Annotated in this window: 9 protein-coding genes; 7 read left to right on the top strand and 2 right to left on the bottom strand. The window is 75.5% G+C overall.

The window, feature by feature from the left end; all coding sequences use genetic code 11:
• Positions 1-76: 76 nt before the first annotated feature.
• Positions 77-505: a DUF1801 domain-containing protein gene (locus ACIBBF_RS12935; protein ID WP_397413666.1), complete on the top strand. Its 429-nt coding sequence runs from the start codon at positions 77-79 to the stop codon at positions 503-505.
• A 93-nt stretch (positions 506-598) separates the two neighbouring features.
• Positions 599-2,662 carry a HelD family protein gene (locus ACIBBF_RS12930; RefSeq protein WP_397413664.1) on the top strand — a complete coding sequence of 688 codons (2,064 nt, stop codon included), beginning with the start codon at positions 599-601 and terminating at the stop codon, positions 2,660-2,662.
• Positions 2,663-2,670: 8 nt separating this feature from the next.
• Here ACIBBF_RS12930 and ACIBBF_RS12925 read toward each other — a convergent pair whose 3' ends face one another.
• Positions 2,671-4,122, bottom strand: coding sequence for a GuaB1 family IMP dehydrogenase-related protein (locus ACIBBF_RS12925; RefSeq protein ID WP_397413662.1), 1,452 nt, complete (start codon positions 4,120-4,122; stop codon positions 2,671-2,673).
• 184 nt (positions 4,123-4,306) lie between these two features.
• Between ACIBBF_RS12925 and dxs the strand changes: the two genes are divergently transcribed.
• The 3 genes from dxs to ACIBBF_RS12910 all read left to right on the top strand — a co-directional run bounded on the left by dxs (position 4,307) and on the right by ACIBBF_RS12910 (position 8,102).
• Complete coding sequence (gene dxs, locus ACIBBF_RS12920; protein WP_397413660.1) at positions 4,307-6,202, top strand: 1-deoxy-D-xylulose-5-phosphate synthase; 1,896 nt, start codon at positions 4,307-4,309, stop codon at positions 6,200-6,202.
• Positions 6,199-7,284: a glutamate--cysteine ligase gene (locus ACIBBF_RS12915; protein ID WP_397413657.1), complete on the top strand. Its 1,086-nt coding sequence runs from the start codon at positions 6,199-6,201 to the stop codon at positions 7,282-7,284. Before dxs ends, ACIBBF_RS12915 begins: the two co-directional genes overlap by 4 nt.
• Positions 7,285-7,433: 149 nt before the next feature.
• The gene (locus ACIBBF_RS12910) at positions 7,434-8,102 is read left to right on the top strand and encodes a GNAT family N-acetyltransferase (RefSeq protein WP_397413655.1); all 669 of its coding nucleotides are present in this window, start codon (positions 7,434-7,436) and stop codon (positions 8,100-8,102) included.
• On the opposite strand, the gene ACIBBF_RS12905 is transcribed toward ACIBBF_RS12910, so the two are convergent.
• Positions 8,093-8,737, bottom strand: a complete 645-nt coding sequence (locus tag ACIBBF_RS12905) for an MSMEG_1061 family FMN-dependent PPOX-type flavoprotein (protein ID WP_397413653.1) — start codon at positions 8,735-8,737, stop codon at positions 8,093-8,095. The genes ACIBBF_RS12910 and ACIBBF_RS12905 overlap by 10 nt on opposite strands.
• A 63-nt stretch (positions 8,738-8,800) precedes the next feature.
• Here ACIBBF_RS12905 and ACIBBF_RS12900 point away from each other — a divergent pair, with 63 nt between their 5' ends.
• Positions 8,801-11,008, top strand: a complete 2,208-nt coding sequence (locus tag ACIBBF_RS12900; protein ID WP_397413651.1) for a DEAD/DEAH box helicase — start codon at positions 8,801-8,803, stop codon at positions 11,006-11,008.
• A 62-nt stretch (positions 11,009-11,070) separates the two neighbouring features.
• Positions 11,071-13,623: a tetratricopeptide repeat protein gene (locus tag ACIBBF_RS12895; RefSeq protein ID WP_397413649.1), complete on the top strand. Its 2,553-nt coding sequence runs from the start codon at positions 11,071-11,073 to the stop codon at positions 13,621-13,623.
• The last annotated feature ends 54 nt before the right edge of the window (positions 13,624-13,677 follow it).

Genomic DNA, 13,677 nt, shown 5'->3' with positions numbered 1-13,677 from the left:
GGACAACCTTACGGCCTCAGCCGCGAGGGTCCCCGTGCGGGGTGCCTGCGGGAGCCGACGAGTGGATACTGACCGCATGGCCACGACCTGGACCGACGGTGACCCGGTCGCCTTCGTCGAGCGTGCCGCGCCCGCCGTCCGCCGCCGGGACGCGCACACCCTGCTCGAGCTGATGCGTCGCGTCACCGGTCAGGAGCCGCGCATGTTCGGCACGTCGATGGTCGGCTTCGGCCAGTACCGGTACGAGTACGCGAGCGGTCGTTCGGGCCAGGCGCCGGCGGCGAGCTTCGCGCCGCGCAAGGCGGCCACCACGGTGTACCTGCCGGACGGCGTCGGCGCGCACGAGGAGCTGCTGGCCCGGCTCGGGCCGCACACCACGGGTGTCGGCTGCCTCTACGTCAAGGACCTGGAGCAGGTCGACCTCGGCGTGCTGGAGGAGATCGTGCGGCGGTCCTGGTCCACCGTCACCGCCGGTACGTTCGGACGACGGGCGCGTGAGTCCTGACGGGCGCGGGAACGCGCCCGGATGCGGTGTCACGCCGGGAACGTTCGGCGACCCGATCGCGTTGACACCAGGCCCCGACCACGAGGAGACCCGGTGCCGTCACGCCAGACCGAGCAGTTCCCCGACCAGCGCTCCGCCGAGCAGGTGCTGGTCGACGTCCTGTACGCCCGCCTCGACACCGAGGTGGCCCGCGTGCAGGCCGACCTGGCGGAGGCGTTGCGTGCCCCGTCCGGCGACCCCGAGGAGGCCTACACTCGCGAGGTGCGGGTCGCGATGCTCGACCGGCGCGCCCGCACGCTCGACGCCGCCGAGAACCACCTCTGCTTCGGCCGCATCGACGGCGCCGACGGCCGCACCCTGCACATCGGCCGCACCGGGCTGAGCGACGGTGACCACCAGCTCCTCGTCGACTGGCGGGCCGAGGCCGCGCGACCCTTCTACGCCGCTACCGCCGCCCACCCGATGGGCCTGCGCCGCCGCCGGCACCTGGCCCTGGACGGGCGCCGGGTGGCCCGCGTGAGCGACGAGATCCTGGACGGCACCGAGCCGGGACCGCACGACGTGGTCGGGGACGGCCCGCTGCTGGAGGCGATCAGCGCGCGGCGCACCGGTCGCATGCGGGACGTGGTCTCCACGCTCCAGGCCGAGCAGGACGCGATCATCCGCTCGGCGCACCGTGGCGTCACGGTCGTGGAGGGCGGTCCCGGCACGGGCAAGACCGTGGTCGCCCTGCACCGTGCGGCCTACGTGCTGGCGGGCTTCGAGGAGGCGCGGGCCGACGGCGTGCTCGTGCTGGGGCCGAACACCCGGTTCCTCGACTACATCGCGGAGGTGCTGCCGTCGCTCGGCGAGAACGACGTGGCCATGAGCACGGCGGACCGCCTGCTCGGCGACGCGCTGGGCCTGCCCGGGATCCCCGAGGCAGGTCACGAGCTGCGGCGCGTCGCGGGTGACGCGCGCCTGGCGGACGAGCTGGCCGAGGTGGTGGCGGGCTACCAGGCGGCGTCCGGCACGCTGACGGTGCGGGTGGACGGCGACCCGGTCACGCTGGACGAGCACGCGCTCGCAGAGGCGCGGGAGACGGCCGTCGGCACCGGCCTGCCGCACAACCAGGCGCGGGCCGTGTTCAAGGACCTGGTCGTGGACGTCGTGGCCGACGAGGTGCAGGCGCGCGCCCGCGTGTTCCTCGCGAAGCTGGACGAGGACATCGAGGTGCTCACCGGCGGCGTGAACGTCGACAAGGCCGCGGCCGGGGACCTGGCGCGGCTCGGCTTCGCCCCGGACGACGGCGGCACCTTCGGGCACGCCGCCGCAGTGGCCGAGCTCGACCCCACCGCGCTGGCCGCGGAGCTCGCCGAGGACGTCGCGCTGGAGCGCGCGGTCGAGGCGGCGTGGCCCCGGCTCGTGCCGGAGGACGTGGTGCTGGACCTGCTCGACCGGCGCCCCGGGCTCGTGCCGGGCGGGGAGGCGGCCTGGACCACCGCCCACCTGCCGCTGCTCGACGAGGCCGCGCACCTGCTGGACGGGCCGCCCGCCCGGACCTACGGGCACGTGGTGGTCGACGAGGCGCAGGAGCTGACGCCCATGCAGTGGCGCTCGGTGCTGCGCCGCTGCCCCGGACGGTCCATGACCGTCGTGGGCGACCTGGCGCAGGCCGGGCCGGCGACCGGCGCGGCGTCGTGGGCGGACGCGCTGGGCCGGGACCTGGCGCGGCGGGCCGACGTGCGCACGCTGACCGTCTGCTACCGCACCACCGCCGAGGTACTGGCCGAGGCCGCGCCGCTGCTCGCCCGGATCGCCCCCGGCCAGACGCCGGCCCGGGCGGTGCGGCACGGGGACGAGCCCCGCCGCCGTGCCGCGGGCGACGACCTCGCGGCGGCGGTCGCGGAGGAGGTCGGCCGCGAGCTGGCGCACGGCGACCTCGTGGCCGTCGTGGCGGCGGACGACGCCGTCCCCGGCCTGACCGAGGTCCTGGGCACCGCGGCGAACGCGGCCGGTGCGGTCCGGGTGGTGCCGGTGTCCCAGGTGCGTGGCCTGGAGTTCGACGCCGTGCTGGTCGCCGACCCCGGCGGCATCACCGCCGCACGGCCGGGCGGTGAGCGCGACCTCTACGTCGCGCTGACCCGCCCGACCCGGCGGCTCGTCGTGGTCGGCTGAGCCGGCGGCTACCAGGACGTGGCGACCGGCATGCCCTCCTGGTACCCGGCAGCCGACTGGATGCCGACCACGGCCCGGTCGGCGAACTCCGCCAGGGACCGCGCGCCCGCGTAGGTGCACGAGGACCGCAGGCCCGACGTGATCTCGTCGAGCAGGTCCTCCACGCCCGGCCGGGCCGGGTCGAGGTACATCTTGCCGGTGGAGATGCCCTCCTCGTACAGGGCCTTGCGGGCCCGCGCGAAGGCCGTGCCGCTCCCGGCGGTGCGGGCCGCGACGGCGCGCGCGGAGGCCATGCCGAACGAGTCCTTGTACAGGCGGCCCGTGCCGTCGTCCTTCAGGTCGCCGGGGGACTCGTACGTGCCGGCGAACCAGGAGCCCACCATCACCTGCGACGCGCCGGCGGCCAGCGCCAGGGCGACGTCGCGGGGGTGGCGTACCCCGCCGTCGGCCCAGACGTGCTTGCCGAGCTCGCGCGCGGCGGCCGCGCACTCCAGGACGGCGGAGAACTGCGGTCGCCCCACGCCGGTCTGCATGCGCGTGGTGCACATGGCGCCCGGGCCCACGCCGACCTTGAGGATGTCGGCGCCGGCGGCCACGAGGTCGCGCACGCCGTCGGCCGTGACCACGTTGCCGGCCACGACGGGCACGTCCGGGTCCACGGACCGCACCGCCTCCAGGGCGGCGAGCATCTTGGTCTGGTGGCCGTGGGCGGTGTCGACCACGAGCACGTCCACGCCCGCGGCCAGCAGGTCCTTCGTCTTGGCGGCGACGTCGCCGTTGATCCCGACGGCGGCGCCGACGCGCAGGCGGCCCGACGCGTCGAGCGCGGGGGAGTAGATCGAGGAGCGCAGCGCGCCCTTGCGGGTCAGCACGCCGGCCAGGTGTCCGTCGCGCACGACGGGCGCCAGGTCGAGGCGGGCGGAGTGCAGCACGTCGAAGGCCGCCTCCAGGCCGCCCGGCCCGTCCAGCAGCGCGGCGTCCAGGAGCTGCGGCTCGGCGGACATCACCTGGGCGACCTGCGTGAAGCGGTCCACGTCCGCGCAGTCCGACTCGGTCACCACCCCGACGGGCCGGCCGTCGGCCACGACGACGGCGGCGCCGTGCGCGCGCTTGCCGAGCAGGGTCAGCACGCTGTGCACGGTGTCGTGCGGCGAGACGACGACCGGAGTCTCGATCACGGGGTCCTTGGCCTTCACGTCGGCGACCACGGCCGCCACGACGTCGGCCGGGACGTCCTGCGGCAGGATCGCCAGCCCGCCGCGCCGGGCGACGGTCTCGGCCATGCGCCGGCCCGCCACCGCCGTCATGTTGGCGACGACGACGGGGACCGTGGTCCCGGTGCCGTCGTCGGAGGAGAGGTCGACGTCGAACCGCGAGGTCACGTCCGAGCGCGACGGCACGAGGAAGACGTCGCCGTAGGTGAGGTCGGTGGCCGGGGACTGCCCAGGGAGGAATCGCACGTTCACCAAGGGTAAAGAATTCTTCTGCTCGTGCCTATGAGTCCGGCCACATCGGTGTGGAGGTATCGCGGGCACCCCGGAGACAGCCGTGGCAGGACTGCCGGGCGTGGCACAGTGGAGGGGTCGGGGACCCTTAGAGTGGGGCCCCGATCCGCCCCTCACCGGGCACGACGAAAGGAAGCGCATGGGTCTGCTGAGCGACATCCGCCTCCCCGAGGACGTCCGGGCGCTGACGCCCGGCCAGATGCCGGAGCTCGCCGAGGAGATCCGCCGATTCCTCGTGGAGAGCGTCTCGCGCACGGGTGGCCACCTCGGCCCCAACCTCGGTGTCGTCGAGCTGACCATCGCGCTGCACCGCGTCTTCGACTCGCCCCGTGACGCCATCGTGTTCGACACGGGGCACCAGTCCTACGTGCACAAGCTGCTCACTGGCCGCCAGGACTTCTCCGACCTGCGCAAGCGCGGCGGCATCTCGGGCTACCCGAGCCGCGCCGAGTCCGAGCACGACGTCGTGGAGAACTCGCACGCCTCGACCGCCCTGTCCTGGGCCGACGGCATCGCCAAGGCCAACCAGGTGCGCGGCAAGGACGACCACGTCGTGGCCGTCATCGGCGACGGCGCACTCACGGGCGGCATGGCCTGGGAGGCACTGAACAACATCGCGGAGAGCCGGGACCGCCGGCTCGTGATCGTCGTGAACGACAACGGCCGCTCCTACTCGCCGACCATCGGCGGGCTCGCCAACCACCTCGACACCCTGCGCACCACCCGCGGCTACGAGGCGTTCCTGAGCTGGGGCACGCGCACCCTGCACCGCTCCGGGGCGCCCGGGCGCTTCGCCTGGCGCTGGCTGCACGGCCTCAAGAAGGGCCTCAAGGACGTCGTCGCGCCGCAGGGCATGTTCGAGGACCTGGGCATCAAGTACATCGGTCCCGTCGACGGCCACGACACCGAGGCGCTCGAACGGGCCCTCGGCCGCGCCAAGGCCTACGGCCGCCCCGTGATCGTGCACGCGATCACCGAGAAGGGCCGCGGCTACAAGCCCGCCGAGGAGGACATCGCCGACCGGTTCCACGCCGTCGGCGTCATCCACCCCGAGACGGGGCTGCCCGTGGCGCCCAGCCGGTTCGGCTGGACCAAGATCTTCGCCGACGAGATCGTCACCATCGGCCGCCGCCGGCCCGACGTCGTCGCCATCACCGCCGCCATGCTGCACCCCGTGGGGCTCGCACCGTTCCAGGAGCAGTTCCCGGACCGCACCTTCGACGTCGGCATCGCCGAGCAGCACGCCGTCACCTCGGCCGCCGGCATGGCGTTCGCCGGGCTGCACCCCGTCGTCGCCGTCTACGCGACCTTCCTGAACCGCGCGTTCGACCAGGTGCTCATGGACGTCGCCCTGCACAAGGCGGGCGTCACGTTCGTGCTGGACCGCGCCGGCGTCACCGGCGACGACGGCGCCAGCCACAACGGCATGTGGGACATGGCGATGCTGCGCATCGTGCCCGGCCTGCGCCTGGCCGCCCCGCGCGACGAGCCGACGCTGCGCGAGGCCCTGCGCACCGCCGTCGACGTCGACGACGCGCCCACCGTGGTCCGCTACCCCAAGGGCGCCGTCGGCGACGAGATCCCGGCGCTCGAGGCCCTCGACGGCGTGGACGTCGTGGGGCGGTTCGCCCCCGACACCAACCGCCGCCAGGACGGCCCGGCCCGGCGGGTGCTCGTGGTCGGCGTCGGCTCGATGGCGGCCTGCGCCATGGAGACCGGCGCGGCGCTCGCGGCGCACGGCGTCGAGGCCACGGTGGCCTCCCCGACGTGGGTGCTGCCCGTCCCGGAGAACCTCGTCAAGCTGTGCGGCGAGCACGACCTGGTGGTCACGGTGGAGGACGGCGTGGTGGACGGCGGGGTGGGCGACATGCTCGCGCAGCGCGCCGGCGAGCAGGGCATCATCACCCCGCAGGTGCACCTGGGTCTGCCGGTCGCGTTCCTCGACCACGCCAGCCGCGACCACATCGTCCGTGCGCAGCGCATGACGGCCGCCGACGCGACGCGTGACGCCCTGGCGGCACTGGCGCTGCTGTGACCAGGGCCGGGCGCACCGTCGGCGTCGAGGAGGAGCTGATGCTGGTCGGGCACGACGGCGCCCCCATCGCGCGGGCGCAGGACGTGATCGGCAGCGCGCAGCCGGACGACGGGCCGCTGGAGCACGAGCTCATGGAGGAGCAGATCGAGACGGCCACGCCGCCGCGCCGGTCGCTCGAGGACATCGCCGCCGCGATCCGGGAGGGTCGTGCGGGTGCCCAGGCGGCGGCCGACCGGCACGACGCCCGCATCGCCGCGCTGGGGACGTCGCCCCTGGCGCTCGCCGGCACCACGGTCGGCAAGCTGCGGTACCTCCTGGCGCGGGCCGAGTTCGGGCTGACCGCCCGCGAGCAGCTCACCAGCGGCTGCCACGTGCACGTGGCGGTGGCCGACGACGCCGAGGGCGTCGCCGTGCTGGACCGCATCGGGCCGTGGCTCGCACCGCTGCTGGCGCTGTCGACCAACTCGCCGTACTGGATGGGCGACGACTCCGGGTACGCGAGCTTCCGCTCCCAGGTCTGGTCGCGCTGGCACACGGCGGGCCCCACGCGGCGGTTCGGCACTCCGGAGGCGTACCACGAGGCGGTCGAGAACCTGGTGGCGACGGGCACCATCCTGGACGAGGGGATGGTGTACTTCGACGCCCGGCTGTCGGCGCGCTACCCGACCGTGGAGATCCGGGTGGCGGACGTGTGCCTGTCGGCGGACACCGCGACGCTCCTGGCGGCACTGGCCCGTGCCCTGGTCGAGACGGCCGCACGGGCCGCGGACGACCCCGCGCCGGACGTACCGGTCGAGATCCTGCGCACGGCGCTGTGGCGGGCGGGCCGGTCCGGTCTCAAGGGTGACCTCGTGGACCCGCGGACGTGGCGTCCGGCCCCGGCGCACGACGTCGTCGGCGCGCTGGTGGCGCACGTGCGCGAGGCCCTGGCCGACCAGGGTGACCTCGACGCCGTGACCGACCTGCTGGGCGGCCTGTGGGCCTCGGGCGGGGGCGCTGCCCGGCAGCGCGCCTGGGCGGCCGAGACGGAGGGTGACCTCGCGGCGGTCGCGCTGCGCGCGGCGGACGCGACCCTGGAGTAGACGGCTCGCCGGGCGGGCCGGGGCGTCCTGCCACGAGAGCCGGCCGAGACCCGGCCCGTGTGCCGGACCTGCCGCCGGGCCCCGCGGCGCCTCCGCCGGCGGGGAATATCGGGTTGCCCCTGACCGACCGGTCCTGGAACGGTCGGACGATGGACCTCGCCGACATGTTCCCGCCGTTCGGCCTCCGGGTCGCCTGCGCCGACCTCGAGCTGCGCCTGCCCGACGACGCCGAGCTCGCCACGCTGGCCGACCTCGCGGTGGCCGGTGTCCACGAGCCGGGACGCCGTCCGTTCCTGGTCCCGTGGAACGTCGGGACGCCCGAGGAGGTGCGGCGCGGCGTGCTGCAGTACCACTGGGCGGCCAGAGGCCGGACGGCGCCCGAGGCGTGGGCGCTGGAGCTCGCGGTGTTCCGTGACGGGGAGCCCGTCGGCGTGCAGTCCGTGGCCGCCACCGACTACCCGGTGACGCGGTCGGCCGGCACCGGGTCGTGGCTCGGCCTGGCGCACCACGGCCAGGGCCTCGGCAAGCGCATGCGGCTCATGGCCCTGCACCTGCTGTTCGAGGGGTTCGACGCCGCCGTCGCCACCACGGAGGCGTTCGACGACAACCCGGAGTCGAACGGGGTGACGCGCTCGCTCGGCTACGCGCCGAACGGCGTCGTCCTGCGTGACAGGCAGGGCGAGCGGGCCACCGAGAACCGGTACCGGATGACGCGTGCGGCATGGGACGCGCGGCCCGACGCGCACCGCCCCGGCGTGACGCTGCGGGGCGTGGCACCGGTCCGCGCGATGCTGGGGATGGATGAGGCTCAGCCGTAGATGGTCTCGGCGTACCCCGGGCCGTAGTGCGCCTCGACCTCGGCCAGGGTCTGCTCGGGCCGCTCCAGCGTGTGCGCGAGGACGGCACGGCGCGGCACCGACTCGGCGTCCCACGTCTCCGGGTCCCACGCCCGGGAGCGCAGGAACGCCTTGGAGCAGTGGTGGAAGACCTCCTCGACGTCCACCTCCAGCGCGAGCACCGGCACGTTGCGGCGCACCTGGAGGTCGGCGAGGTAGGGCGCGTCGCGCACCAGGCGGGCGCGGCCGTTGACCCGCAGCGTGTCGCCCCGGCCGGGGATCACGAAGATGAGCCCCACGTGCGGGTTGGCCAGCACGTTGAGGAACCCGTCGGTGCGCCGGTTGCCGGGTCGCTCCGGGACCGCGATCGTGCGGTCGTCCAGCACCCGCACCAGGGAACCCGCCGGGTCGCCCTTGGGGGAGACGTCGAGGTTGCCCTCGGCGTCGGACGTCGCGACCAGGCACAGCGGTGAGGCCGCCAGCCACTGCCGGTCGAGCTCGTGCAGGGTGGGGCGCACCTTGTTCGCCGCCGTGTCCAGGGGCGGCGGGATGATCTCGCGCAGCTCCTCAACGGTCGTGACGGGCGTTCCGCCGAATGTGCTCTGCTCGTGGGTCATGCCCTCAACATAGCCCTGGAGCAAATGGGGCATGTCAGACCATCCGGGTACGCTCGCAGCGCCATGACCGAGCAGACGACCCTCCCCAGCCCGGCGGACACCCCGGCCACCCCCGCACCGCCCCGGCCCTGGAAGGCCCGCGCGGCCCGCCGCGTGCTGGAGCAGGCCCGGGCGCTGCTCGACGACGCCCGCCTGCTCACCACCGCCGACCTCGGCCTGCGCGAGCGCGTCCGGGACGCCTACACCGCCACCCGCGAGGTCCGCGTGCACGCCGACCTGCGCACCGTCCCGGTCACGGCACTGGAGGAACGGCGCAAGAAGCTGCGTGTCGCCGTCCTGGAGAAGGCCGGGTTCACGCACGTCACGCAGGTGCTCGCCGCCGGGACCGACCGCCTGGTCGACGCCGGCATCGGCGCCGGCACCGCACGGCTCGCCACGTCGGCCGCCCGCGAGCTCGCCGACCAGGCCGACGCCCAGCTGCGCTTCCGCATCGACGTCGACCCCGACGACCCCTACGCCACCGTGCTGGTCCAGGCGCTGTACGCCTTCGGCCTCGCCACCGACGCCCGGCACCGGCACCTCGACGAGGCCCGCCGCGTGGCCGACGTCGTCCCCGCCCACCTGGAGCCCGCAGGGCTCGCCGCGAGCGTCTGGCGCCGGCTCGTGGCCCCCGCCGACCGCAGGACCGCCGCCCTGGTCGCGGTCTCGGCGCTCGCGGACCAGGTGGCGGCCGCACGGCTGACCGACGACGCACGGGCCGTCCGCGCCGCCGTCGGGCAGCCGCCCGAGGCGGCCGAGGTGTGGGCCGACTTCGAGGCGCGCTCGGCCGAGTACTACGGGCTGCTGTCCCAGGTCGTGGACCTCGGCGACGACCACGAGGCCGCCGAGGGCGGGCTGCCCGCCGACGTCGTCCGCCGGGTCGAGGCGCAGCCCCTGGACCGGACCCTGCTGCGCGCCAGCCTGCGCGGCTACCAGCAGTTCGGCGCGAAGTACGCGCTGGTGCAGCGGCGCACGATCCTCGGCGACGAGATGGGGCTGGGCAAGACCATGCAGTCCATCGCCGTGGCCGCGCACCTCGTGGCGACCGGCGGCACGCACGTGCTCGTCGTCTGCCCCGCCAGCGTGGTCACCAACTGGGAGCGGGAGGTGCGGCAGCACTCCAGCCTGACCGCCGTCGTGCTGCACGGCACCGACCGGGAGCGGGCCGCCGCCCGCTGGGTCACCGACGGCGGCGTCGCCGTGACGACCTTCGAGGTGCTCGGCCGGCTCGACCTGCCGCACGACCTGCGGCCCGCGCTCCTGGTCGTCGACGAGGCCCACTACGTGAAGAACCCCGAGACGCTGCGCGGCCGCGAGGTGCGGCGCTGGGCCGACCGGTCCGACCGCGTCCTGTTCCTGTCCGGCACCCCGATGGAGAACAAGGTCGCCGAGTTCAAGAACATGGTGGGCTACCTGCAGCCCGAGGTGGCCGGGCAGCTCGACCCCAACGCCGGCCTGTCCGGAGCCAAGGCGTTCCGCCGCATCGTCGCGCCCGCCTACCTGCGCCGCAACCAGGAGGACGTGCTCACCGAGCTGCCCGAGATGGTGCAGGTGGACGAGTGGGAGCAGTTCGGTCCCGTGGACGGCGCCGCCTACCGCGAGGCGGTCCTCGCGGGGAGCTTCATGGCGATGCGCCAGGCCGCGTTCGCGGTCACCGACCCGGGGGACTCGGCCAAGCTCGTGCGCCTGCGCGAGCTCGTCGCCGAGGCCGTCGACGCCGGCCGCCGCGTCATCGTGTTCTCCTACTTCCTGTCCGTGCTGGAACAGGTCATGGACCTGCTCGGCGACCTCGCCGTCGGCCCGCTGACCGGGTCCGTGCCCGTGCCCGAGCGGCAGACCATGGTCGACGCGCTGTCCGCGCCCGGCGGACCGTCCGTGCTGGTCAGCCAGATCACCGCCGGGGGAGTCGGGCTCAACGTGCAGGCCGCGAGCGTCGTCATCTTCTGCGAACCCCAGGTCAAGCCCACCATCGAGGCGCAGGCCGTGGCCCGCGCCCACCGGATGGGCCAGACCCGCACCGTCCAGGTGCACCGGCTCCTGGTCGAGCACTCCGTTGACCAGCGGATGATGGAGATCCTCGGCTCCAAGGCGGCGCTGTTCGAGGAGTTCGCCCGCCAGTCCGAGATCACCGACGCGTCGCCGTCGGCCGTGGACGTCGCCGCGCCGTCCGAGACCACGCTGTCGCGCACCATCCTGGCCGAGGAGCAGCGGCGCCTCGCCAGCACGGAATGAGCCTCGGCGGTCGGCGACGGGTGTGATAACCGGTTCGAGAGGTTTTCCGGTTCACTGACGTCGTGTCCCCGTTGTCGTCACCCGCCGGTGCGACGGTCGCGCACGTCACCTCGCCAGCCCGGCTGCTCGCCCCCGCCCGGCGCACCGTGCCGTTCCTCGGGCGCACGGCCGAGCGGGCCTCGTTCGCCGCCTGGTGCGAGGACCCGCGACCGGTGTCCGTCCGCCTGGTCAGCGGTGCGCGCGGCGTCGGGAAGACCCGCCTCGCGCGCGAGGTCGCGCACGAGAGGGCGCACGCCGGCTGGACCTGCCTCGACGTGCCCGACGGTGCCGAGGCCGCCGCCCTGGCCGCCGTCCCCGACGGTGCCCCCGCCCTCCTGCTCGTGGACGACGCCGAACGGCGCGGCCCGGCGCTCGCGGACCTCCTGCGGACGGCGGCCCGAGGCCGCAACGGCGCGTTGCGCGTGCTGCTGGCCGCACGGGACGCCGGTGTGTGGTTCGACCGTCTGGCGGCGACCGACCCGGACGTCCGGGCGCTGCTCGGACCCGCCCGGTCCGACCGCGCACTGCGCCCCGAGGTGCTGCCCGGCCAGGTCGACGCCCGGCTCGTGACCGCGTTCGTGGAACCGTACGCACAGGCGCTCGGCGTACCCGTGCCGCGGGTCGCGGTCGCCTCCGTGCCGGGCGGGGCCCGGATGCTCGACCTCCAGGCGGCGGCGCTCTGCGCGGTGCTGCGCTCGCAGACGGGCCCGCCGGCGGGAGTCCTGCCGGTCGACGTGTCCGACGCCCTCGACGAGCTGCTGGAGCACGAGCGCTGGAGCTGGTTCCGCTCGGCCGAGGAGGAGGGGGTGCTCGGCGGCACCGGCTTCCGGCCCGAGGCCATGGACGCCCTGGTCGCCGCGGCCACGCTCACCGGCGTGCGCACCCAGGACGCGGCGGAGAACCTCGTCCGCCGGGTCGCGGCGGTGGTACCGGGCGTGCAGGACGCCGGCCGGGCCGGCGTGGCCCGCTGGCTGCTGGCGCTGGATCCGGCCCGGGCCCTGCCCGCCCGGCTGCTCGACCCCCACCTGCTGGCCGAGCTGACGGACACACCCGACCTGCTCGCGGCGTGCCTGACGGGGGCGAGCCCGGCAGCGGCCCGCCGGGCGGCCCTGCGGATGACCGCCGTCGCCGCCGAGCGGCTCGACGCCCGCTGCGCGGAGCACGGACCGGCCCTGGACCGGCTGGGCGCGGCGGTCGCGGCCCTGCCCCCGGAGCACGACGCCCTCCGCGCCGTCTCGGGGGCCTTCCCGCACCCGTCGCTGGCACTGGGCGAGCTGCGCGCCGAGCTCGCGTCGCGCACGCTCGGGGCTCTCGGTGCCGCCCCCGACGGCGCCCGGCTCGCCGAGGCCCGGCACGACGCCGGCGTCGCGCTGCGCGAGGCCGGCCGGGCCGAGGACGCCGAACCCCACGAACGCCGGGCGGTGTCCCAGTTCCAGCGCCTCGCGGGGACCGACCCGCGGCGGTTCCGGCCGCGCCTGGCCGTCCAGCTCGCCCACCTGGCGGCCACGTGCGCCGAGCAGGGCCGGTACGAGGAGGCCCGGGACCTGGCGGGGCAGGCCGTGGCGCTGCTGCGCCTCCTGGCCGCGGGCGACGCCACCGGTGCCGCGTGGCCCGAGCTCGCGACCGCCCTCACCGACCTGGCCGCGACGACGGCGGCGCTGGGCGACCCCGCGGCCGCGCTGGCGCCGGGCCGGGAGGCGGTAGAGGTCTGGCGGCGGCTCGCGCAGGAGCACCCGGAGCGGTTCGTCCCGGGGCTGGCGCGTGCGCTGGCGGGCGTGGCCCGGTGGCTGGTGGACCTGGGCCGGGCCGCCGAGGCCATCGGCCCGGCCGCCGAGTCCCTGGGGCTGAGCCGGGACCTGGCGGCCACGGACCCCGACGCCCACCTGCCGGGTCTGGGTGACGCGCTGTCGGTGACGGGCAGCGCGCTCGTCGAGCAGGGGGACGGCGAGGAGGCCGTCCCGTATCTCACCGAGGCCGTCGCGACCCACCGGCGGACCGCCGAGGAGAACCCGGGCCGCTACCTGCCCGACCTCGCCCGCTCCCTCCAGGCCCTGGGCACCACGCTGGCGGCCAGGGGCGAGACCCGGGAGGGCGTCGCGCTCCAGCTCGAGGCGGTCGAGGTCCGACGGCGGCTCGTGGCCGGCGACCGCGACCGGCACCTGCCGGGGCTGGCCGGCGCGTTGTCCGGCGTCGGCGCCACGTACGCCCGCCTGGACCGGCCGCTGGCCGCGCTCGACGCGGAGCGGGAGGCGACGCGGGCATGGCGCGAGCTCGCCGCCCGCGACCCGGAGCGGTACCGCCCCCGGCTGGCCCGGTCGCTGACCACGGTGAGCGCGAGCTTCGCGGCCCTGCGGCTGGGCGACGAGGCCGTGGCCCCGGCGTCCGAGGCGGTCGTGCTGCTGCGCGACCTGGCGGGCGGCCCTGGCCCGGACGCGGAGCGGCACCGCGCGCCGCTGGCCGAGGCGCTGCGGGCGCTGGCGCTGGCTCTGCACGACCAGGAGCGGTTCGGGGAGGCGCAGGAGGCACGGGGGGAGGCGGAGGACCTGGGGACCCCGATGGTTCGCCGAGGAAACTGACGTTTCGTAATTATCTAGACTTGACCTACTTGTTGCCATAGCATCGACGTACAG

Origin of the sequence: Promicromonospora sp. NPDC050880 (assembly GCF_044456525.1) — a bacterium.
Lineage (GTDB): Bacteria > Actinomycetota > Actinomycetes > Actinomycetales > Cellulomonadaceae > Promicromonospora.
The sequence above is the reverse complement of the archived record's forward strand: the minus strand, read 5'-3'. Positions and strand labels throughout refer to the sequence as shown.